Origin of the sequence: Streptomyces yunnanensis (assembly GCF_029011865.1) — a bacterium.
Classification (GTDB): domain Bacteria; phylum Actinomycetota; class Actinomycetes; order Streptomycetales; family Streptomycetaceae; genus Streptomyces; species Streptomyces yunnanensis.
In genome coordinates, this window is record NZ_CP095749.1 from 6,921,721 (window position 1) to 6,944,374 (window position 22,654).

At 73.6% G+C, this 22,654-nt stretch carries 17 protein-coding genes; 10 read left to right on the forward strand and 7 right to left on the reverse strand.

From position 1 onward, the window contains the following. The first annotated feature begins 104 nt into the window (after positions 1–104). Positions 105–4,733, forward strand: a complete 4,629-nt coding sequence (gene gltB / locus MOV08_RS30205; RefSeq protein WP_275309585.1) for a glutamate synthase large subunit — start codon at positions 105–107, stop codon at positions 4,731–4,733. Next, complete coding sequence (locus MOV08_RS30210; RefSeq protein ID WP_275309586.1) at positions 4,726–6,186, forward strand: glutamate synthase subunit beta; 1,461 nt, start codon at positions 4,726–4,728, stop codon at positions 6,184–6,186. Before gltB ends, MOV08_RS30210 begins: the two co-directional genes overlap by 8 nt. A gap of 157 nt (positions 6,187–6,343) precedes the next feature. On the opposite strand, the gene MOV08_RS30215 is transcribed toward MOV08_RS30210, so the two are convergent. Beyond that, positions 6,344–6,910: a hypothetical protein gene (locus MOV08_RS30215; RefSeq protein WP_039637462.1), complete on the reverse strand. Its 567-nt coding sequence runs from the start codon at positions 6,908–6,910 to the stop codon at positions 6,344–6,346. Positions 6,911–6,977: 67 nt separating this feature from the next. Here MOV08_RS30215 and MOV08_RS30220 point away from each other — a divergent pair, with 67 nt between their 5' ends. Continuing rightward, positions 6,978–7,769: an ArsR/SmtB family transcription factor gene (locus tag MOV08_RS30220; RefSeq protein ID WP_275309587.1), complete on the forward strand. Its 792-nt coding sequence runs from the start codon at positions 6,978–6,980 to the stop codon at positions 7,767–7,769. Here MOV08_RS30220 and MOV08_RS30225 read toward each other — a convergent pair. Continuing rightward, positions 7,747–8,328: a MarR family winged helix-turn-helix transcriptional regulator gene (locus MOV08_RS30225; RefSeq protein WP_275309588.1), complete on the reverse strand. Its 582-nt coding sequence runs from the start codon at positions 8,326–8,328 to the stop codon at positions 7,747–7,749. The two genes, MOV08_RS30220 and MOV08_RS30225, sit on opposite strands and share 23 nt — an antisense overlap. Positions 8,329–8,429: 101 nt before the next feature. On the opposite strand from MOV08_RS30225, the gene MOV08_RS30230 reads away from it, so the two are divergent. Beyond that, a complete protein-coding gene (locus MOV08_RS30230) occupies positions 8,430–9,152 on the forward strand; it encodes an SDR family NAD(P)-dependent oxidoreductase (protein WP_275309589.1) in 723 nt (240 codons plus the stop codon). A 27-nt stretch (positions 9,153–9,179) separates the two neighbouring features. Here MOV08_RS30230 and MOV08_RS30235 read toward each other — a convergent pair whose 3' ends face one another. The 3 genes from MOV08_RS30235 to MOV08_RS30245 all read right to left on the reverse strand — a co-directional run bounded on the left by MOV08_RS30235 (position 9,180) and on the right by MOV08_RS30245 (position 11,509). Further along, on the reverse strand, positions 9,180–9,656 hold the full coding sequence (locus MOV08_RS30235) for a PPOX class F420-dependent oxidoreductase (protein WP_275309590.1): 477 nt from the start codon (positions 9,654–9,656) through the stop codon (positions 9,180–9,182). A 65-nt stretch (positions 9,657–9,721) separates the two neighbouring features. Then, positions 9,722–10,219 carry a hypothetical protein gene (locus tag MOV08_RS30240; protein WP_039637473.1) on the reverse strand — a complete coding sequence of 166 codons (498 nt, stop codon included), beginning with the start codon at positions 10,217–10,219 and terminating at the stop codon, positions 9,722–9,724. 246 nt (positions 10,220–10,465) lie between these two features. Further along, entirely contained in the window at positions 10,466–11,509 is a 1,044-nt protein-coding gene (locus tag MOV08_RS30245; protein ID WP_275309591.1) for a LacI family DNA-binding transcriptional regulator, read from the reverse strand. Between the two features lie 283 nt (positions 11,510–11,792). Here MOV08_RS30245 and MOV08_RS30250 point away from each other — a divergent pair, with 283 nt between their 5' ends. Beyond that, positions 11,793–12,488, forward strand: coding sequence for an alpha/beta fold hydrolase (locus tag MOV08_RS30250; protein ID WP_275309592.1), 696 nt, complete (start codon positions 11,793–11,795; stop codon positions 12,486–12,488). Between the two features lie 46 nt (positions 12,489–12,534). Here MOV08_RS30250 and MOV08_RS30255 read toward each other — a convergent pair whose 3' ends face one another. After that, positions 12,535–13,449, reverse strand: coding sequence for a hypothetical protein (locus tag MOV08_RS30255; protein WP_275309593.1), 915 nt, complete (start codon positions 13,447–13,449; stop codon positions 12,535–12,537). Between the two features lie 269 nt (positions 13,450–13,718). Here MOV08_RS30255 and MOV08_RS30260 point away from each other — a divergent pair, with 269 nt between their 5' ends. The 4 genes from MOV08_RS30260 to MOV08_RS30275 all read left to right on the forward strand — a co-directional run bounded on the left by MOV08_RS30260 (position 13,719) and on the right by MOV08_RS30275 (position 19,674). Continuing rightward, positions 13,719–14,528 carry a S1 family peptidase gene (locus tag MOV08_RS30260; RefSeq protein WP_039637480.1) on the forward strand — a complete coding sequence of 270 codons (810 nt, stop codon included), beginning with the start codon at positions 13,719–13,721 and terminating at the stop codon, positions 14,526–14,528. Between the two features lie 110 nt (positions 14,529–14,638). Next, a complete protein-coding gene (locus tag MOV08_RS30265) occupies positions 14,639–15,310 on the forward strand; it encodes a response regulator (RefSeq protein ID WP_039637482.1) in 672 nt (223 codons plus the stop codon). Positions 15,311–15,315: 5 nt separating this feature from the next. Further along, positions 15,316–16,464: a sensor histidine kinase gene (locus tag MOV08_RS30270; protein WP_275309594.1), complete on the forward strand. Its 1,149-nt coding sequence runs from the start codon at positions 15,316–15,318 to the stop codon at positions 16,462–16,464. 120 nt (positions 16,465–16,584) lie between these two features. Beyond that, entirely contained in the window at positions 16,585–19,674 is a 3,090-nt protein-coding gene (locus tag MOV08_RS30275) for an endo-alpha-N-acetylgalactosaminidase family protein (protein WP_275309595.1), read from the forward strand. Between the two features lie 54 nt (positions 19,675–19,728). Here MOV08_RS30275 and MOV08_RS30280 read toward each other — a convergent pair whose 3' ends face one another. Next, positions 19,729–21,528 (reverse strand): beta-galactosidase, encoded by a 1,800-nt coding sequence (locus MOV08_RS30280; RefSeq protein WP_275309596.1) that lies wholly within the window; start codon positions 21,526–21,528, stop codon positions 19,729–19,731. A gap of 202 nt (positions 21,529–21,730) precedes the next feature. Between MOV08_RS30280 and MOV08_RS30285 the strand changes: the two genes are divergently transcribed. Further along, a complete protein-coding gene (locus tag MOV08_RS30285; RefSeq protein ID WP_039637486.1) occupies positions 21,731–22,606 on the forward strand; it encodes a helix-turn-helix domain-containing protein in 876 nt (291 codons plus the stop codon). Positions 22,607–22,654: the final 48 nt, after the last annotated feature.

The following is a 22,654-nucleotide window of genomic DNA, read 5'->3' on the forward strand; positions in this document are numbered from 1 at the left end:
CCGCTTTTCGAGAAGCGAGCCATCCTGTAACCTGCACGAAATTTCGCGGAGGGCCAACGTCGTCCCTCGGCAACGCCTATGCCACGACGACGTTGGGAGAGCCGATGCGCTTCGCGTCCACGCACTCCGCGACCACCAGCAGCGCCGCCGCCGCTTGGTCGCCCATGGACGGGCGCCCCGCCCAGCAGGGGATGTACGACCCGCGCAACGAGCACGACGCCTGCGGCGTCGGCTTTGTGGCCACCCTCACCGGTGAGGCCAGCCACGCCCTGGTCGAACAGGCGCTGACGGTGCTGACCAACCTGGAGCACCGCGGCGCCACCGGCTCCGAGCCCGACTCGGGCGACGGCGCGGGCATCCTGCTCCAGATCCCGGACGCGTTCCTTCGCGAAGAGGTCACCTTCGAGCTCCCCGCGGCCGGCTCCTACGCCGCCGGCATCGCCTTCCTGCCCTCCGATGCCCACGAGGCGGCCGACGCCGTCTCACGGATCGAGACGCTTGCCGGTGAGGAGGGCCTCACGGTCCTCGGCTGGCGGGTCGTCCCGGTCGCCCCGCAGCTGCTGGGCAACGGCGCCCGCGCCACCATGCCGGCGTTCTCCCAGCTGTTCGTCGCGGACCGGCGCGGCGTCGCCGACGGCGGGGACACCGGGCTGGCGCTGGACCGCAAGGCGTTCGCGCTGCGCAAGCGCGCCGAGCGGGAGGCCGGGGTGTACTTCCCCTCGCTGTCCGCCCGCACGATCGTCTACAAGGGCATGCTGACCACCGGCCAGCTGGAGCCCTTCTTCCCGGACCTGTCCGACCGCCGGTTCGCCACCGCCGTCGCGCTGGTCCACTCGCGGTTCTCCACCAACACCTTCCCGAGCTGGCCGCTGGCCCACCCGTACCGCTTCGTCGCCCACAACGGCGAGATCAACACGGTCAAGGGCAACCGCAACTGGATGCGCGCCCGCGAGTCCCAGCTGGCCAGCGCGCTGTTCGGCGACGGGGCCCCGGAGAACCTCGACCGGCTCTTCCCGGTCTGCACCCCGGACGCCTCCGACTCCGCCTCCTTCGACGAGGTCCTGGAACTGCTCCACCTCGGTGGGCGCTCGCTGCCGCACGCGGTGCTGATGATGGTCCCCGAGGCGTGGGAGAACGCCACCGCCATGGACCCGGCCCGGCGGGCCTTCTACCAGTACCACTCCACGATGATGGAGCCCTGGGACGGCCCGGCCTGTGTCACCTTCACCGACGGCACCCAGGTCGGCGCGGTCCTGGACCGCAACGGTCTGCGCCCGGGTCGCTACTGGGTCACCGACGACGGCCTGGTCGTGCTCTCCTCCGAGGTCGGCGTCCTGGACATCGACCCGGCCAGGGTCGTCCGCAAGGGCCGCCTCCAGCCCGGCAAGATGTTCCTCGTCGACACCGCCGAGCACCGCATCATCGAGGACGACGAGATCAAGGCCCAGCTGGCCGCCGAGCACCCCTACCAGGAGTGGCTGGACGCCGGCCTGATCGACCTGGCCGACCTGCCCGAGCGCGAGCACATCGTGCACACCCACGCCTCGGTCACCCGCCGCCAGCAGACCTTCGGCTACACCGAGGAAGAGCTCCGGGTCATCCTCGCCCCGATGGCCAAGGCCGGCGCCGAGCCGATCGGCTCGATGGGCACCGACTCGCCGATCGCCGCGCTCTCCGAGCGCCCCCGGCTGCTCTTCGACTACTTCACCCAGCTCTTCGCGCAGGTCACCAACCCGCCGCTGGACGCCATCCGGGAAGAGCTGGTCACCTCCCTGGTCTCCTCCCTCGGCCCGCAGGGAAACCTGCTGGAGCCCACCGCGGCCTCCTGCCGCAGCGTGACCCTGCCGTTCCCGGTCATCGACAACGACGAGCTGGCCAAGCTCGTCCACATCAACGCCGACGGCGACATGCCCGGCATGAAGGCCGTGACCCTCGCCGGCCTCTACCGGGTCTCCGGCGGCGGCGAGTCGCTGGCCGCCCGGATCGAGGAGATCTGCGCCGAGGCCGACGCCGCCATCGCCGACGGCGCCCGGCTGATCGTGCTCTCCGACCGGCACTCGGACGCCGAGCACGCGCCGATCCCGTCGCTGCTGCTGACCGCCGCGGTCCACCACCACCTCATCGCCACCCAGACCCGCACCCAGGTCGGGCTGCTGGTCGAGGCCGGCGACGTCCGCGAGGTGCACCACGTCGCGCTGCTGATCGGCTACGGCGCCGCCGCGGTCAACCCGTACCTGGCGATGGAGTCCGTCGAGGACCTCGTCCGCGCCGGCACCTTCCTGCCCGGCGTGGAGGCCGACACCGCCATCAAGAACCTGATCAAGGCGCTCGGCAAGGGCGTCCTGAAGGTGATGTCCAAGATGGGCATCTCCACCGTCGCCTCCTACCGCGGCGCGCAGGTCTTCGAGGCCGTCGGCCTGGACGACGCGTTCGTCGCGCAGTACTTCCACGGCACCGCCACCAAGATCGGCGGCGCCGGCCTGGACGTCGTCGCCAAGGAGGTCGCGGCCCGGCACGCCAAGGCGTACCCGGCGTCCGGCATCGCCGCCACCCACCGCGCGCTGGAGATCGGCGGCGAGTACCAGTGGCGCCGCGAGGGCGAGCCGCACCTCTTCGACCCGGAGACCGTCTTCCGGCTCCAGCACTCCACCCGGGCGCGCCGTTACGACATCTTCAAGCAGTACACCGAACGGGTGAATGAGCAGGCGGAGCGGCTGATGACGCTGCGCGGTCTGTTCTCCTTCGCCGCGGACCGCCCGTCGATCCCCCTGGACGAGGTCGAGCCGGCCTCCGAGATCGTCAAGCGGTTCTCCACCGGCGCGATGTCCTACGGCTCGATCTCCCGCGAGGCGCACGAGACCCTCGCGATCGCCATGAACCAGCTCGGCGCCAAGTCCAACACCGGTGAGGGCGGCGAGGACCCGGAGCGCCTGTACGACCCGGCGCGCCGCTCCAGCATCAAGCAGGTCGCCTCCGGCCGCTTCGGCGTGACCTCCGAGTACCTGGTCAACGCCGACGACATCCAGATCAAGATGGCCCAGGGCGCCAAGCCCGGCGAGGGCGGCCAGCTGCCCGGCCACAAGGTCTACCCGTGGGTCGCCAAGACCCGGCACTCCACCCCGGGCGTCGGCCTGATCTCGCCGCCGCCGCACCACGACATCTACTCCATCGAGGACCTCGCCCAGCTCATCCACGACCTGAAGAACGCCAACCCGGCCGCCCGCATCCACGTGAAGCTGGTCTCCGAGGTCGGCGTCGGCACGGTCGCGGCGGGCGTCTCCAAGGCGCACGCCGACGTGGTCCTCATCTCCGGCCACGACGGCGGCACCGGCGCCTCCCCGCTGACCTCGCTGAAGCACGCCGGCGGCCCCTGGGAGCTCGGCCTGGCCGAGACCCAGCAGACCCTGCTGCTCAACGGCCTGCGCGACCGCATCGTGGTGCAGACCGACGGCCAGCTGAAGACCGGCCGCGACGTCGTCATCGCCGCGCTGCTGGGCGCCGAGGAGTTCGGCTTCGCCACCGCGCCGCTCGTCGTCTCCGGCTGCGTCATGATGCGCGTCTGCCACCTGGACACCTGCCCGGTCGGCATCGCCACCCAGAACCCGGTGTTGCGCGAGCGGTTCAACGGCAAGGCCGAGTTCGTCGTCAACTTCTTCGAGTTCATCGCCGAGGAGGTCCGCGAGCTCCTCGCCGAGCTGGGCTTCCGCAGCCTGGACGAGGCCGTCGGCCACGCCGAGGTCCTCGACGTCGCCCGGGCGGTGGACCACTGGAAGGCCCAGGGCCTGGACCTCGCCCCGCTGCTGCACGTCCCCGACCTGGCCGAGGGCGCGGTCCGCCACCAGATCACCACCCAGGACCACGGCCTGGAGAAGGCGCTGGACAACGAGCTGATCAAGCTCGCCGCGGACGCGCTGTCCGCGGACACCGCCGAGGCCGCCCAGCCGGTCCGCGCCCAGGTCGCGATCCGCAACATCAACCGCACCGCCGGCACCATGCTCGGCCACGAGGTCACCAAGAAGTTCGGTGGCGCGGGCCTGCCCGACGACACCATCGACCTCACCTTCACCGGCTCGGCCGGCCAGTCGTTCGGCGCGTTCCTGCCCCGCGGCATCACCCTCCGTCTGGAGGGCGACGCCAACGACTACGTCGGCAAGGGCCTGTCCGGCGGCCGGATCGTGGTCCGCCCGGACCGCGGGGCCGACCACCTCGCCGAGTACTCCACCATCGCCGGCAACACCCTCGCCTACGGTGCCACCGGCGGCGAGCTGTACCTGCGCGGCCGGGTCGGCGAGCGGTTCTGCGTCCGCAACTCCGGTGCCACGGTGGTCTCCGAGGGCGTCGGCGACCACGGGTGCGAGTACATGACCGGCGGCCACGCCGTCGTCCTGGGCGAGACCGGCCGCAACTTCGCGGCGGGCATGTCCGGCGGTACCGCCTACGTCGTCGACCTCGACCCGGACAACGTCAACAAGGAGCTGGCCGACGCGGTCCGCCCGCTCGACGCCGCCGACAGGCAGTGGCTGCACGATGTCGTGCGCCGCCACCAGGAGGAGACCGGCTCCACCGTCGCCGAGAAGCTCCTCGCCGACTGGGACGCGGCGGCCGCCCGCTTCCGCAAGGTCGTCCCGGCCACCTACCAGGCAGTGCTCGCCGCCAAGGACGCCGCCGAGCGAGCCGGGCTCTCCGAGTCCGAGACCCACGAGAAGATGATGGAGGCGGCGACCAATGGCTGACCCCAAGGGCTTCCTGAACCACGAGCGCGAGATCGCCAGGACCCGCCCCGTCCAGGAGCGCGTCAAGGACTGGAGCGAGGTCTACCAGCCCGGCTCCCTGCTGCCGATCATCACCAAGCAGGCGTCGCGCTGCATGGACTGCGGCATCCCGTTCTGCCACAACGGCTGTCCGCTCGGGAACCTCATCCCGGAGTGGAACGACTACGCCTACCGCGGGGACTGGACCGCGGCCAGCGAGCGGCTGCACGCGACCAACAACTTCCCGGAGTTCACCGGTCGGCTGTGCCCCGCGCCCTGCGAGGCGGCCTGCGTGCTGGGCATCAACCAGCAGCCGGTCACCATCAAGAACGTCGAGGTCTCCATCATCGACAAGGCGTGGGACGCCGGTGACGTCACCCCGCAGCCGCCGGAGCGGCTCTCCGGCAAGACCGTCGCGGTCATCGGCTCCGGCCCGGCCGGCCTGGCCGCCGCCCAGCAGCTGACCCGCGCCGGCCACACCGTCGCCGTGTACGAGCGCGCGGACCGCATCGGCGGTCTGCTGCGCTACGGCATCCCCGAGTTCAAGATGGAGAAGCGGCACATCAACCGCCGCATCGAGCAGATGCGCGCGGAGGGCACCAAGTTCCGCACGGAGGTGGAGATCGGCCGGGACATCGACGCGGCCAAGCTCCGCAAGCGCTACGACGCGGTGGTCGTCGCGGCCGGCGCCACCACCTCCCGCGACCTCCCGGTGCCCGGCCGTGAGCTGAACGGCATCCACTTCGCCATGGAGTACCTGCCGCTGGCCAACAAGGTGCAGGAGGGCGACCTGACGGTCGCGCCGATCAGCGCCGAGGGCAAGCACGTGGTCGTCATCGGCGGCGGCGACACCGGCGCGGACTGCGTCGGCACCGCGCACCGCCAGGGCGCGGCGTCGGTGACCCAGCTGGAGATCATGCCCAGGCCCGGCGAGGAGCGGAACGCGGGCCAGCCCTGGCCGACCTTCCCCATGCTCTACAAGGTCACCTCCGCGCACGAGGAGGGTGGCGAGCGGGTCTACTCGGTGTCCACCACCCACTTCGAGGGCGACGAGGACGGCAACGTCCAGTGGCTGCACCTGACCGAGGTGGAGTTCAAGGACGGCAAGCTGGAGCAGAAGCCCGGCACCGAGCGGAGGATCCCGGCCCAGCTGGTCACCCTCGCGATGGGCTTCACCGGCACCGACCAGCAGAACGGCCTGGTCGAGCAGTTCGGACTGGAGCTGGACGCGCGCGGCAACGTCGCCCGCGACGCGGACTTCGCCACCAACGTCCCCGGTGTCTTCGTCGCCGGTGACGCCGGTCGCGGCCAGTCGCTGATCGTGTGGGCCATCGCCGAGGGCCGCTCCGCCGCCCGCGGTGTGGACCGCTTCCTCACCGGAGCCAGCGCCCTGCCGGCTCCGATCAAGCCGACGGACCGCGCCCTGGCGGTGTGAGCGTCCGTCACCGGATGTCCCGTACAGCGTCGTACGGAGGCACGGGGACCGGGTGAGAGCCCGGCCCCCGTACGGCGGCGCCTGTCCCCTCCACCCCGACCGGAGGGCAGGCGCCGCGCTGTCTTTTCCGGCGCCGGCGGGACGTGGCGGACACGCCCTAGTGGTCCCGCTGGGTGGGGAAGCGCCGCCCCAACTGCCGGGCCATCTCCCGGGCGGGCACCGGGACGGGCTCCGGCGGGGGAGTGACCGGCGGCCGGAAGTCGTGCACCGGCGCCCGCCAGGCCGATACGTCGATGCTGCCGTCGCCCAGCGGCAGCACCCAGCGCGGGTCCGCATGGACCCGCAGCACCTGTGCCTCGATCTGGGTCCAGGCGCCGTCGGTCATCGTCCGCTCGCCGACCCGGCGGGCCTCCAACTGCACCGGGCAGTGCGCCAGTCGGGGCGGCCGGACCAGCTCGGACGGCTCCGTCCAGGGCGCCTCCGGCTCGGCGCCGCCCTCCGCCCCCTCCTGCGCGGCGGCCCCTTCGGGCGGCAGGTTGAAGACAACGTCGGGGCGTACTGCGAGGTTCTGCGCGGTGCGCCCCCGGGCGGGCAGCCAGACGCTCACCACCGGCCCGAGGTCCCACCGGATCTGCAGCGCGACCAGCACGAACGTCCCGTCGTCGTTCTCCGTGGACAGCAGCGCCGGCACGACCGAACTGCTTTTCTCCAGCGCGGATTTCATACTCCTGAGGATAGAAGCCGGACGATTCGGCGCTCACCGAAGTGTTATATGTGATTACGCTCTGCACATGATTCGATGGGACGCCGATCACGAAAGCACTGCGGAAACTCCCGATCTGGCCGCCCTCGCGGCGCTGCTCGCGGACCGTACCCGCGCCGCCATCTGCATCGCCCTGCTCGACGGCGGCACCTGGACCGCCGGCGAGCTGGCCGAGTACGCCGGGGTGGCGCCGTCCACCGCGACCGAGCACCTCAACCTCCTGGTCGCCGGCGGCCTGTTGGCCGAGGAGCGACAGGGGCGCCGGCGCTACGTCAGACTGGCCGGGCCGGACACCGCGGAGACCCTGGAGAACCTCGCCGGGCTCGCCCCCTACCGCCAGGTGCGGATCCGCTCGTTGGCCGAGGCCAACCACCGCCGGGCCCTGCACCACGCCCGCACCTGCTACGACCACATCGCCGGGGCGCTCGGGGTGGCCCTGGCCGAGACGATGCTCGAACGCGGCCTGCTGGTACGGGAGTACGGGCTGGAGCTGACCACCGCCGGCGCCGCGTGGCTGGCCGACCTGGGCATCCCGCACCCCGGCCAGTCGCCGGCCCACCGGGCGCACGTGCGCACCTGCCTGGACTGGACCTCGCGCCGCCAGCACCTGTCCGGCGCGGTCGGCGCCGCCCTCTACCGGCACGCGCTGGAGCACCGCTGGATCATCAAGGCCCCGGCCAGCCGCATCCTCGCGGTCACCGAGGTCGGCAGAGCCGCCTTCCGGGAGCGGCTGGGGCTGCCCGACGAGGTGCTCACGCCCACGCCGGCGACCCCGCCGCCGCGCGACCGCATGGAGGTCAGTCCTCGCCGACCTGGGTGATCCGGTCGTCGCCCAGGCGGTGCTGGACGTCCAGGAGGAGGATCCGCAGCAGCTCGGTCAACTGCTCCTGCTGTTCGGGGGAGAGCGCCTGGAGCAACTCGGCTTCGCGGCCGAGTACTTGGTCGACGGTGGACTCGACGACGTCGTGGCCGGTCGGGGTCAGTTCGACCAGCACGCTGCGCGGGCGGCCCTCCCCGGGCCGGCGGGTGACCAGGCCCTCGCGTTCGGCGCGGGCCACCCGCTGGGAGATCGCCCCGGCGGTGACCATGGAGCGCCGGCTCAACTCCCGGGTGCTCAGGGTGTACGGGGGGCCGCTGCGGCGCAGCACGCTGAGCAGGTCGAGGGTGGCGATGTCCACCCCGGCGCGGTTGAGCACCCGGCGCCGGTCGTCGCCAAGCAGCTTCGCCAGCCGCCAGATGGGCGTGACGATCCCGATGGAGGAGACCGGCGTGCCGGGGCGCTCGCGCTGCCAGGCGGCGGTGATCTCCTCCACGGGATAGGCGGAGTCGGGGGGTGCCGGGCGGTCGTCGCCGTCCTGCGCCTGGGGTTCGCTTGCCACCGGACCTCCTGGGAGTGTTATGTTCAGGTCTAAATTTAGCTCTGAACGCAGGGTTGCGAGCTATGTATTTAGACCTAAAAATTACGGACGGAGCACAGCATATGGCACGCACCATCCTGATCACCGGCGGCGGCACCGGCATCGGACGCGCCCTCGCCGAGCACTTCGCGGCCCACGGCGACCGCGTCGTCATCACCGGCCGGCGGCCCGGCCCGCTCAAGGAGACCGCGGACGCCCTCACCGGGGTGACCGCCGCGGTCTGCGACCACACCGACCCCGCGGCGCTCCACCGGCTCGCCGCCGAACTGCCCGAGTGCCTCGACGTCCTGGTCAACAACGCCGGCGGCCAGACCGACTTCGACGCCGACGGCGCCACCGACCTGGCCTCCTACGCCCGGGACTTCCGGGCCAACCTCGACGCCAACCTGCTCAGCGCCGCGCTGACCACCCGGGCCGTCGACGACCGGCTGGCGGCCGGCGGCGCGGTGATCCACATCGGGTCCATCGCCGCCGACCAGGGCTCCGGCTCCTACGGCGCGGCCAAGGCCGGACTCGCCTCCTGGAACATCGACCTGGCCCGGACCCTCGGCCCGCGCGGGATCACCGCCAACGTGGTCTCGCCCGGCTACATCGCGGGCACCGAGTTCTTCCGCGACCAGCTCGCCGACGCGCGCCGGGAGCACCTGATCGCGGCCACCGCCACCGGCCGGCCCGGCGCCCTGGACGACATCACCGGCGCGGTCGCCTTCCTGGCGTCGCCGGCGGCCCGGCACGTCACCGGTCAGGTGCTGAACGTCAACGGAGGCGCCTGCCCCACCCGTTGACGCCGGGCCGGCGCGACGACCGGCCCGTCAGGCGCCGTCGCCGGCCACCAGACGGGCCGGGAAGCCGCCGGTCGCGATCGGGCCCCAGCGCCGCGGCGTCACCCGGATCAGGGACTTGCCCTGCTTGCGCATCGCGGCACGGTACTCGTCCCAGTCCGGGTGCTCACCGGCGATGTTCCGGTAGTACTCGACCAGCGGCTCGATGGAGTCCGGGGTGTCGATCACCTCGGCCTCGCCGTCGACCTGCACCCACGGCCCGGTCCATTCGTCGGACAGCACGAGCACGCTGACCGACGGGATCCGGCGGACGTTGCGGACCTTCGCCCGCTCTGGGTACGTCGACATCACCAGCCGACCGGAGTCGTCCACCCCGCAGGTCAGCGGCGAACCCTGCGGGGTGCCGTCGGAACGGCGGGTGAGCAGGATCGCGCGGTGCCGCGGGCGGACGAACTCCAGTAGCTCGGACAGGTCGACACGGGTGGTGGTGGCGATGGAAGGGCTCATGACGCGAGCCTAAGGTGTGTCCCTGCGATCGGCCCGGAGCGGGAAGTGGTGTCCGGTCGTCGTGGTCAGCCCGTCAGCAGGCGCTTGCCGGTGGCCGCGTCCACCACCGTGCGGCCCGCCAACGGGCCGTCCAGCCGGATCTTCGCCCGGTCCGTGGCCAACTGCTCGGTGCACATCCCCTTGGGGTTCTTCTTCCTGCCCCACCCCGAGACCACGACCAGCTCCTTGGACTCCCGCACCCGGGCGCCGTAGCCCGCGTCGCAGGCGCTGTGGCCGACGGTCACCGTGAACTCCCTGGCGTCTGGGCTCTTGGGGCGCTCGGCGCCGGCCAGCGGCAGCAACGCCTCCTGGCGGCCGGGGACGGGGGAGACCTTCGGCCAGTCCCGGACGATCTGCGCGGCCCGTTGGTCGAAGGCGTCCGGGGTGTGCTGCGGCGGAGAGGAGTGCACCGCCTGGGTGGCCCGGCCGCAGCCGGAGAGCGCGACGGCGCCGGCCGCGGCGAGGGAGACGGCCAGGGCGGTCGCACGGGTGCGCGGGCGGGTGCGGTGGACGGTGTGCGGCATGACGTGCCTCCTCGGGTCGGTCGCGGATGGGACGTGTCAGGGGCACGATGGGTTCCTGCCCCCCCCGTCACACCGCGCGCTCGATCCGGCCACGGCGCAAAGCTCCGGGCCGCGGACCTCCGGCGATCAGCGTTGTGATCATGGACGCCCTCGACCGGACTGGCGGTGAGGCCGGCGGGGCGAGCACCACGCGGTCGTCGGACCGACGGCCCAACCACCGTGCGACTCATGTCATGTGACGGTGCGTCATGCGGAGTCGCGGGGCACGAGGTGGAAGGTTCCCAGGCGGTGGGCGGCCGGCGGGGCGGACGGGTCCCGGATGAGGGCGTCGACCAGGTGGGCGATCCGGTCCGGGGCGGCGGTCTCGGCCCGGACGGTGGTCAGCCGGGGGCGCAGCAGCCGGGCCAGCAGCAGGTCGTCCGCACCGACCACCGCGATCCGCCCCCGGGAGGCGCCGACGGCGTGCCCGGCGTCCTGGAGGGCGCGCAGCAGCAGCATCGCGTACTCGTCGTTGTAGGCGAACACCGCGTCCAGGTCGAGCGCCGGCCACCGTGCGGCGAGCCGGGCTGCGGACTCCTCGGTGCGCGCCAGGACCAGGGGGCGGACCTCGGCGCCGGGGTGCGCGGCGGCCGCGTCCCGTACGCCGGCGAGCCGCGGCTCGGCGAAGGCGGTCAGGCGGGGATCGGCCGGGAGCACCACCCCGATGCGGCGGCGGCCGGCGGCCAGGAGGTGCGCACCGGCCCGCAGGCCGGCCTCGCGCTGGTCCAGCAGCAGGGCGTGGGCGCCGGGCGGCGCCTGCGGGCCGGTGGTGAGCACCGCCGCGGTCCCGGACCGCTTCAGCAGCTCGACGGCGGCGGCGTCCAACGGCGGTCCGTGCAGCGCCAGTACGGCGGCGGGCCGCAGCTCGGCCCAGTCGCGGGCGGCGGCCAGCGGGGAGGCGGCGGGCGCGCCGTGCAGCACACCGGTGTAGCCCAGGTGGTGCAGCGCGGCCTGGAACCCGGCGAGGAAGTCGGCGAACAGCGGGCCGAACGCGGGCACCGCGTCGGCCGGTGCGGCCAGCAGCACGATCCGGCCCCGGCCGGCCCGCAGGCTGCGCGCCGCCGCGTGCGGCACGTACCCCAGCTCCTCGGCGGCGGCCCGCACCCGGGCCTGGGTACGGGCCCCGACGCGCCCGGCGGCCTGGCCGTTGAGCACGTACGAGACGGTCGCGCGCGACACCCCGGCGCGGCGGGCAACGGCCGCACTGGTCGGGGGTGTTGGGGTGGCCTCGGGGCCGGCTGGGTCGGTCATGCCGGGGGGCATCCTCGCACAGCGGATGCCGGCCGGCACCGCGCGCCGGGCTGCCCTCCCGTCGCCCGACCTCCACCCCCAGATGACGGCGCTGCGCGCCGGGCTGCTCTCTCGTCGCCCGACCTCCACCCCCAGATGACGGCGCTGCGCGCCGCCGGGCTGCGCTCCCGACGACTTACACGTGTAACTTCGGTCGTGCGGCCGTGCCGGAGAGCCGCTGGAGCCCGACGTGCGGCGCGCCGGCGCGGGTGGAGACGAGCGGAACGGCGGAAGAGGGGCACGGATGCAGCTGCACACCCACGAGTGGGGCGCCGGTGAGCGGATCGCGGTGCTGATCCACGGGATCATGTCCGACCACCGCACCTGGCACCGGGTCGGCCCGGCCCTCGCCGAGCGGGGCTACCGCGTCATCGCCGTCGATCTGCGCGGCCACGGCCGCAGCCCGCGCGGCGACTACGGCCCCGAGCTCTTCGCCGACGACCTCGTGGACACCCTGCCGGTCGGCGTCGAGGTCGCCCTGGGGCACTCGTTGGGCGGTCTGGCGCTGTCCCTGGCGGTCGAGCGGCTGCGGCCGCGGCGGGTGATCTACAGCGATCCGGCGTGGTCGCTGACGGGCGTGCGGCAGACCGTGGACCCGGCGGTGTTCGTGACGTTCAAGAAGGCCGATCCCACCGTGGTGCGGTACTTCAACCCGCGCTGGGACGACGTCGACGTCGACATCGAGCTGGCCACCCTCGCGGACTGGGACACCGGGACGGCGCTGGCGCTGTCCGGCGGCCATCTGCGGGACCGGACGCCGGAGCGGCCGGTGGTGCCGTCGCTGGTGCAGATCGCGGGGAAGGGGTTCCTCTTCACCGAGGAGACGGGCAAGGAGCTCGCCGGCCGCGGTTTCGAGGTGCGCACGGTGGACGGTGCCGGGCACACCATCCACCGGGACGACCTGCCGGGGTTCCTGGCCGGGCTGGAGGGCTGGATCTGACCCCGTGGGTCGTCCGGCGGGCCCGGGGTGCTGACATGACGCATCGTCAGGTATCGCAGTCCAGCAGGGTCTTGCACAGGCCGCAGCGGGCCTGGAGGTGGCCGCGGACCGGGACGCGGATCCGCTGCCAGCAGGTCGGGCAGGGGAAGGACACCCGCAGCGGCGCACCGGTGCCGGCGGCGGGCTCGAAGGCGTAGCCGTCGCCGGGGCCGGCGGCGGGCCCGGCGGCGCGGCGCGGGTCCTGGGCCGCGCGGCGGTCCTTGGCGTAGCGGAGCCGGGCGGCCCAGCCGGCGCCGGCGAGCGGTGGCCGCCGGGCGTCCTGCCGGGCCCGCGCCCGCCCGGCGGTGTAGGCGTCGTACGCCTGCGGGCTGGTGAACCACGGTGCGGGGTCCTCGTCGAAGAAGTCGGCGCGCTTGGCCAGCACGTAGCCGAACTCCTCGGGCGTCAGATAGCCCAACTTCTGTGAGAACGGGCCGTGCTCGCGGTAGGCGTCCAGCAGTAGCCAGCCGGCGCCGAGGTAGGCGGCGGCGGTGTCGGTGAGGATCTCGTTGTCACGGGTGCCGGGGAAGGACAGGTCCAGCCGGTGCAGCCAGACGTGGGTCACCTCGTGGGCGAGGGCGGCGCCGATGTCCTTGCGGTGCCGCCGGAAGCGGTCGTTGAGTTCGACGAAGTACTCCGGCCCCGCGGTCAGTTCGACGGTCGCGGCGTGCTCCATCTCGCGGAAGGTGATCACGATCCGGGCGTCCGGCAGGTGCAGCTGGTGGACCATGGCGCGGGCGATCCGCTGCGCGCCCAGGTGCACGTCCTCGGTGTCGTCGAAGGCGACGTCCACCGGGAGGACGCTGGTGGGGAAGGTGCTCACGGTGTCGTGGGACAGGCGCCGGAAGAGCGCCGTGAGGGCCGCGCGGACCGTGTCGAGATGGGGGAAGCCGTGTGCGATCCCGCTGCCGCCGGTGGTCATCCGGACACTGTACGGCCGGCGCCCGGGCCGACGGTACGGGGCGTACGGGGCGTATGGGGTAGGGGAGTTGGCCGGATGTTGACCCTTGTCACTCTGATCCCCCACTCCACATAATCACAGGGCGCTTTACGGGTTCATTGCCTGGATACCCGAAGGCTTTGCGGTGTGCTGCCGTCGTCCGTGCGCATTTTGCGACGGCCATGCCCGGCGCTGGGGTTGGCATGACTCTGTCATTGCGCTACGCGACCCCCCACGAAAGGAACAGTCCGTTGCGCAGCACCCGGAAGCACCTCAAGAGAACCACCGCCGCCGGCGCGATCGCCCTGGCCGCCGTCAGCCTCCAGCCGGCCGCGGCGCAGGCCGCCCCCGCGCCCACCCCCGGCGGCTCCGTGCACACCCACGTCGTCGGCGGCACCCGCGCCGACCAGGGTGAATTCCCCTTCATGGTCCGGCTGTCGATGGGCTGCGGCGGCGCCCTCTACACCAAGGACATCGTGCTCACCGCGGCGCACTGCGTCGACGGCAGCGGCAACGACACCTCCATCACCGCCACCGGCGGCGTCGTCGACCTGGAGGACTCGGCCGCCGTCAAGGTCAACTCCACCCAGGTCCTCCAGGCCCCCGGCTACAACGGCAAGGGCAAGGACTGGGCCCTCATCAAGCTCGCCAAGCCCATCGACCAGCCCACCCTGAAGATCGCCGAGAACGACACCTACAACAAGGGCGACTTCACCATCGCCGGCTGGGGCGCCGACAAGGAAGGCGGCGACCAGCAGCGCTACCTGCTCAAGGCCACCGTCCCGTTCGTCGACGACGCCACCTGCCAGCAGGCATACGGCGACTCCCTCACGCCCGGCGACGAGATATGCGCCGGCAAGCTCGACACCGGCGGCGTCGACACCTGCCAGGGCGACTCCGGCGGCCCGATGTTCCGCAAGGACGACGCCGGCCAGTGGCTCCAGGTCGGCATCGTCTCCTGGGGCGAGGGCTGCGCCCGCCCCGGCAAGCCCGGCGTCTACACCGAGGTGAGCGCCTTCGCGGCCGACATCAAGAAGGCCGCTGCCGGGCTCGGCAGCTGACCCGCCCGCACCACCGACGGCCGGGGCCCGGGCACACCACCGGGCCCCGGCCCCTCCGCCATCCGCCGCCGCGGCTTGCGGGCCCCGGTCGACCCGGGTCCGATGGAGCCATGCCGATCAGCGTGGTCATCGCCGACGACCAGGAGATGGTCCGGACGGGCTTCCGGATGATCCTGGAGAGCCAGCCCGACATCGAGGTCCTCGACGACGTCACCGACGGCGCCGCCGCCCTGGAAGCCGTCGAACGGCTCCAGCCCGACGTGCTCCTGCTCGACATCCGGATGCCCGAACCGGACGGCCTGGAGGTCACCCGCCGGCTCGCCGAGCGCGCCGCCACCCACCCCGAGCACCACGACCGCCCCAGGATCGTCATCGTCACCACCTTCGACCTCGACGAGTACGTGCACGCCGCGCTGCACGGCGGCGCCTGCGGCTTCCTCCTCAAGGACGCCAGCCCCGCCCTGCTCGTCGAGGGCGTCCGCGCCGCGGCCGCCGGCGACGCCCTGGTCTCGCCCGCCATCACCCTGCGGCTGCTGCGCACCATGGCCCCCACCGCCGGCCGCTCCGCCAAAGCCCCCTCCGAGCCGCTCACCGACCGCGAGGAACAGGTCGTCCGCGCCCTGGCCACCGGCCGCACCAACGCCGAGATCGCCGACGAACTCTTCGTCTCGCTCTCCACCGTCAAGACCCATCTCGCCAACGTGCAGGCCAAGCTGGCCGCCCGCAACCGCGTCGAGATCGCCGCCTGGGCCTGGGAAACCGGGCTGGCCACCGGCGGATGAGCCCGATGTCCGGGTGGGCCCGCACCCACCCCCACAAGGCCGCCGCCGCCAAGACCGCCCTCGCCGGGGTCCTGCTCTTCCTCGTCGGCGTGGAGGCGGTGGTCCTCACCCAACAGCCCACCCGCCCGCACGCCGTCGTCGTCGCGGCCGCCGTCGTGGTCTGCCTGTGCGCCGTCCCCTACCGCCGGATCCCGCTCAGCACCCGGGCCCGGATCGCGGTCGCGGTGTCCCTGGCCGCCTCCGCCGTCCTGATCGCCGGCCAGCACGCCCTGCGGGTCTGGGGCCTGGGCGAGGGCATCGCCCTGCTCGTCCTGCTCACCGCCGTGGTCCGCGGGGCCCCCGGCCGCACCGCCGCCGTCCTCGGCCCCCTGCTCGGCCTGGCCTGCGTCCTGGCTCCCATGCGCGACATCCGGATGGGCGTCTTCACCGTCCTCTACGGCGTCCTCACCGTCGTCGTCACCGCCTACTCGCTGATCCTGCGCTGGCAGGACGCCGGCCGGCTGCGCGACCTGGCCGCCGTACGGGACGCCGAACGCCTGGAACTGGCCAGGGAACTGCACGACGTCGTCGCCCACCACGTCACCGGCATCGTCGTGCAGGCCCGCGCGGCCCGCTTCACCGCCCTCGACGGGCCGCGGGCCGGCGCCGCCTTCGCCCGGATCGAAACCTCCGGCGGCGAGGCGCTCGGCGCCATGCGCCGCCTGGTGCGGGTGCTGCGCGAGGGCGAGGCCCGCACCGCACCGGTCGCCGGACTCGCCGAGGTCCGCACCCTCGCCGACGCGTTCGCCCGCACTGGACCGCCGGTCGTCCTGGACCTCGAACCCGGCCTGGACCGCACCCTGCCCCCCGAGGTGGCCGCCGCCGTCCACCGCATCGTCCGCGAGGCCCTCACCAACGTCCGCAAGCACGCCGCCGACGCCACCGCCGTCCGGATCACCGTGCACACCGTCCCCCGCGGCACCGAACTGCGCATCGCCAACGACGGCGGCGCCGCCGCGCGCCTGTCCGAGCAGGCCCGCGGCGGAGGCTTCGGCCTGGCCGGCCTCACCGAACGCGCCGAGGCCCTCGGCGGCACCCTCACCGCCGGCCCCGCACCGGAAGGCGGCTGGGAGGTCGTCGCCGTCCTCCCCACGACCGGCCCGGACGACACCTGACCGCGCGACCGCCGCCGCACATCTGTCCAACACCTCCCGCGCCTTAGTCCATGGGCCTGCGCCCCGCCCGCCCCGCACGCTGTCCGCCGACAGGCCGCACCGCCACCGAGGAGGACGCGCGTGACCGCACAGCCAGGGCCCAGCCGCAGACAACTCGTCGCCGCCACCGCACTCGCCGGCGTCGCCACCACCCTCCCCCTCGGCAGCCGCACCGCGACCGCCGCCCCGCGCACCGGCGAGACGGTCCTGCACTCCGCCGCGCTGGACGTCCGCGTCGACCCCGCCTTCCCCCGCATCGTCTCCTACACCGACCGCGCCACCGGCGCCGTCCTGCACGGCCAGGAGACCCCCGTCACCCAGATCCTCATCGACGGCACCGCGCACACCCCCCGCGTCACCCACCGGGCCCGCGCCGACCGCGCCACCTACACCCTCGCCCTCGACGGCGGCACCACCCTCACCGCCGAGATCACCGTCGACGGCTGGCAGGTCACCTGGCGCCTGACCGCCATCGACGACACCCCCGCGCTGCGCGTCGGCACCCTCCAGATACCCGGCCTCGCCCTGCTCAGCGTCCGCAGCGACCAGCCCGGCGCCCACCTCCTCGCCGCCCGCCTCCAACTCGACAAGGCCACCAGCGGCGACACCCTCGTCCGCGTCACCCCCGACACCCCCGCCGAGCCCGCCCCCACCGGCTGCGCCTACGCCGTCGTCGCCACCGACCAGCTCGCCGCCGGCATCGAGACCAACACCGTCCACGACACCCCCACCGCCGCCACCAGCTGGGAGAACGGCCGACTCTGGCGGCAGACCCTGCGCGGCGACGGCTACCTCAAGGCCCAACTCGCCCCCGGCCCATGGACCCACCGCGCCGCCGGCCAACCCACCGACGCCACCGAACCCCTCCCGTACGCCACCGTCATCCTCACCCGCGACCGCAACGGCGACGGCCGCACCGACTGGCAGGACGCCGCGATCGCCCTGCGCGACATCATGGTCGTCCCGCTCGGCGCCGACACCCAGCACCTGCGGGTCGTCCCGCACATCCCCTTCAACTTCGCCAGCCAGGCCACCAACCCGTTCCTCGCCACCCTCGACAACGTCAAACGGATCGCCCTGGCCACCGACGGCCTGCGCCAGTTCACCCTCCTCAAGGGCTACCAGTCCGAAGGCCACGACTCCGCCCACCCCGACTACGGCGGCAACTACAACGCGCGCGCCGGCGGCCTGGCCGACCTCAACACCCTGCTCCGCGCCGGGAAGAAGTGGCACAGCGACTTCGCCGTCCACGTCAACGCCACCGAGTCCTACCCCGTCGCGCACGCCTTCTCCGAGACGCTCGTCGACAAGAACGACAAGCAGTGGGACTGGCTCGACCAGTCCTACCGGATCAACGCCCGCCGCGACCTGACCGCAGGCACCATCGCCGCCCGCTTCGCCCAGCTCCGCAAGGAGACCGACCCCGCCCTGAACACCGTCTACCTCGACGTCTTCCGCGAATCCGGCTGGAACTCCGACCGCCTCCAACGCCACCTGCGCGACCAGGGCTGGCAGATCGCCACCGAATGGGGCCACGGCCTGGAACGCTCCGCCCTGTGGTCGCACTGGGCCAACGAGACCGACTACGGCCCCGACACCTCCCGCGGCATCAACTCCCGCCTCGTCCGCTTCCTCCGCAACCACCAGAAGGACGTCTTCGCCGACAAGTGGCCCACCCTCCTCGGCGCCCCCCGCATGGGCAACTTCGAGGGCTGGACCGGCAAGAACGACTGGCACGCCTTCCACACCATCGTCTGGAACGACGCCCTGCCCGCCAAATACCTCCAGGCGTACCCCATCCGCACCTGGACCGACCACGAGATCACCTTCGAAGGCCCCACCCGCACCGCCGTCACCGACACCGACGGCACCCGCCGCATCACCACCGACGGCCGCCTCGTCTACGACGGCGGCAGCTACCTGCTGCCCTGGGAACCCCGCAGCGCCACCGACCCCACCAAGCTCTACCACTACAACCCCCGCGGCGGACGCAGCAGTTGGCGGCTCCCCCGCGGCTGGTCGGGCGCCCCCGCGGTGCACGTCTACCGGCTCACCGACCAGGGCCGCACCGACCGGACCCGGATCCCCGTCACCGACGGGCAGATCACCCTCACCGCCCGCCCCGGCACCGCCTACGTCGTCTACCGCACCGAGGCCCCCACCCCACCCGACCCCCACTGGGGCGAGGGCACCCCCCTGACCGACCCCGGCTTCCACGCCGGCGACCTCGCCGCCTGGCAGACCACCGGCCCCGCCACCGTCGAGATCAACGACCGCGGCGACTACGAACTCGTCATCGGCCCCGGCGCCGCCGCCACCGTCGCCCAACGCCTGGCCCGCCTCGCCCCCGGCGACTACGCCGCCTCCGTCCAGGTCGAGGTCGGCGCCACAGCGGGGGAGCGGCGCCGCGCCGGCCTGACGGTCCGCACCGCCGACGGCGTCACCGCCACCAACTGGACCGACACCTCCACCGCCACCAACCACGTCGCCGCCGACCGCAAGACCGGCACCCGCTTCCAGCGCATGACCACCCGCTTCACCGTGCCCGACGGCGGCGGCCCCGCCACCCTCGGCCTCACCGCCGCCCCCGGCCGGGCCCGGATCCGCTTCGACAACGTCCGCGTCGTCGCCGCACCCCGCCCCACCGCCCCGCCCGCCACGCCCGGCACCCCCGCCACCCTCGTCCACGAAGACTTCGCACACGTCCCCCAGGGCTGGGGCCCGTTCGTCAAGGGCGACGCCGGCGGCTCCACCGACCCCCGCACCCACCTCGCCCAGCGCCACGCCCCCTACACCCAACGCGGCTGGAACGGGAAGGCGATCGACGACGTCATCGACGGCGGCCAGTCCCTGAAGTCCCGCGGTGAGAACACCGGCCTGGTCTACCGCACCGTCCCGCACACCGTCCGCTTCACCCCCGGCCGCCGCTACCGCGTCACCTTCCGCTACGAGAACGAGAAGGCCGGCCAGTACGCCTGGATCACCGCCGTCGACGAGCCCACCGCCCGCGAACTGCGCCGGCAGCCCCTGCCCGTCGCCACCCGACCCACCACCCTCGACTACGAGTTCACCGCGCCCGAGAGCGGCGACGCCTGGGTCGGCCTGCGCAAGACCGGCAGCGACGGCACCGCCGAGTTCGTCCTCGACGCCTTCCACGTCACCGAGGCGTGAACCGAGGCGGGCCGGGCACCGGGAGGCGCACGCGCCCCCGGCGCCCGGCCCGCCTCACGGCACCAGCCGCGGCGCCCGCGCGGCCCCGTCGGCGCCCTCCGGCCCCTCCAACTCCAGCACCAACACCTCGTTCACCCCCTCCCGCAACACCGGGCCCGGCACGAACAACCCCCGCTGCGGCCCCGCCGACCAGTACCGCCCCACTGGAAAGCCCCCCACCCACACGAACCCCCGCGTCCACCCCTCCAACTCCAGCACCGCATCCCCCACCCCGCCCGCCGGCACCCTCACCGTGCCCCGGTGCAACCCGCGCGCCCCCGCCGCCGGCGCACCGAACCCCAGGCCGGCCACCGCCACGGCCCCCGCCGCCCCCTCCAGCACCGCCAGCCGCAACCCCTGCGCCCGCACCCCGTGCAGATACTGCCGCTCGTGCAGCACCCCGCCCGTGACGCCCTTCGCCTCACCCAGCCGCGGCCCGTAATTGACCCGCCCCAGCGACTCCACCCACAGCTCCACCTCCGCAGGCCCCGGCACCGCCGCCAGCACCGTGCCGCCGTCGTCGGCGCCATCGGGCGAGCAGTCCTCCACCAGCACCGGCCCCCGCACCCCGTCCACCACCGTCACCGCCCGGTCCCGCAACCCCACCACCCGCAGCGGATACGGCCGCCGCGGCCCCGGCACCGCCACCCGATACCGCACCACCCCCCGATCGACCCCCAACTCCTCGAACGTCGGCGGCACCCCCGCGCACACCTCCGGATCCCCCAACGCCGCCACCACCGCATCCGCCGACAGCCACCCCGACAGCGTCACCTCCAGCGGCCCCGCCACCACCGGCTCCGGCTCCGGCACCGCCGGCAGCGGCCCCTCCGCGAACGGGGCCAGCACCTCCCGCATCCGCCAGAACTTCTCCGTCGGACGCCCCCGCTCGTCCACCGGCGCCCCGTAGTCGTACGACGTCACCGTCGGCAACAACGCCCCGTCCTGCAACGCACCCGCCCGGTTCGCCCCCGCCCAACCACCGAAGCTCGTCCCGCCGTGCGCCATGTACACATTCACCGACGCCCCGCACTCCAACACCTCCCGCAGCGCCGCAGCCGCGTCCCGCGCCGCCCGCGGCACCCCCGCCCGCCCCCAGTGCGCGAACCACCCGCACCAGAACTCCATGCACATCAACGGCCCCCGCGTCCGATGCCGGCGCAACGCCGCGAACGCCGCCCGCGCCCCCGACCCGAAATTGACCGTCGCCAACACCCCCGGCACGCTCCCGCCGGTCAGCATGTGGTCCTCCGCCCCGTCCGACGTACACAGCGGCACCGTCACCCCCAACTCGCCGAGCCGCCCCGCCAGATGCGCCAGATACGCGGCATCCGACCCGTACGACCCGTACTCGTTCTCCACCTGGACCAGCACCACCGGCCCACCCCGGTCGCACTGCCGCGCCACCACCTGCGGCAACAGCACCTCCCACCAGCCGTCCACCGCCCGCAGGAACGCCGCGTCCCGGGTCCGCACCCGCCGCCCCAACGCCCCCGTCAACCACGCCGGCAACCCCCCGTTCTCCCACTCCGCGCAGATGTACGGACCCGGCCGCACGATCGCCCACAACCCCGCCGCCCCCGCCGCGTCCAGGAACCGCCCCAGCGCCCCGACGTCCCGCATCTCGCCCGGCCGCGGCTCGTGCCAGTTCCACGGCACGTACGTCTCCACACAGTTCAGCCCCATCGCCCGCAACATCGCCAGCCGGTGCCCCCACTGCGCCTCGTGCACCCGGAAGTAGTGCAACGCCCCCGACAGCAGCCGCACCGGCCGCCCGTCCACCTCGAAGTCCCGCTCCCCCACGGCAAACCGCACCGCACGCCTCCTCGATCGTCACGCCCCGCCGGCCCCCGATCGCCCACACCCTCATCCCTGGCGGCCCGCCGGTCTATGGACAAAGATCGATGCCCGTTGGACGGATCGACACCGCGGCAGGCCGGTCGGCCGTCCGGACACAGTGGCGGACCGCCGCCGTACGGACGGTGCGGCGGCGCACGGCGACGGGAGGCCCGCCGGCATGTACCACACCTGGATGCGCTACTTCACCCCCAGCCCGCTCCACCACCGGCTCGGCCTGGTCTGCCTGGGCGTCGGCCTGCAACACGGCACCCTGCCCCCCGTCGGACCCCGCACCCTCGACCACCACGTCGCCGTCGTCATCAGCGCCGGCCGCGGCTGGCTCACCACCCCCGACGGCCACCGCCGCACCGTCACCGCCCCCGCCCTCCTCTGGCTCCTCCCCGACGTCCCCCACCACTACGGCGCCGACCCCGACACCGGCTGGGACGAAAGCTTCGTCGACTTCACCGGCCCCGCCGCCGCCACCTACACCGAACTCGGCTACATCGACCCGCACCAACCCCTCGTCCCGCTCACCGACACCGGCCCCGCCCGCACCGCGATCGGCCGCATCGCCCGAGCCGCCCGCCGCGGCAACCCCCTCCTGGACGTCGAGACCGCCGCCGCCGTCCACGAACTCCTCGTCGCCCTGCGCCGCGCCCGCGCCGACACCGACGCCGACGGCGAACCCGTCCTGGCCGCCCTCGCCCGCGACGCCTTCCTCTCGCTCTCGGTCGCCGAACACGCCGCCCGCCACGGCATGACCCCCGCCGCACTGCGCACCGCGGTGCGCCGCGGAGCCGGCTGCAGCCCCAAGGACTACCTCCTCGGCATCCGCCTGGGCCGCGCCAAGGAACTCCTCGTCGCCACCGAACTCCCCGTCGCCGCCGTCGCCCGCCGCGTCGGCTACGACGACCCCGCCTACTTCAGCCGCCTGTTCACCCGCCGCGTCGGCCTCGCCCCGGCCCGCTTCCGCGAGCGCCAGAACCGCCGCGTCCCCGGCGGCTGGTCGACCCAGATACCCGACCCCGCCCACCCCCCGACGGTGGAATGACGCCGCCGACCGCCACCCCCGGCACACCCCGCCCGGCGCCGCCGAGCG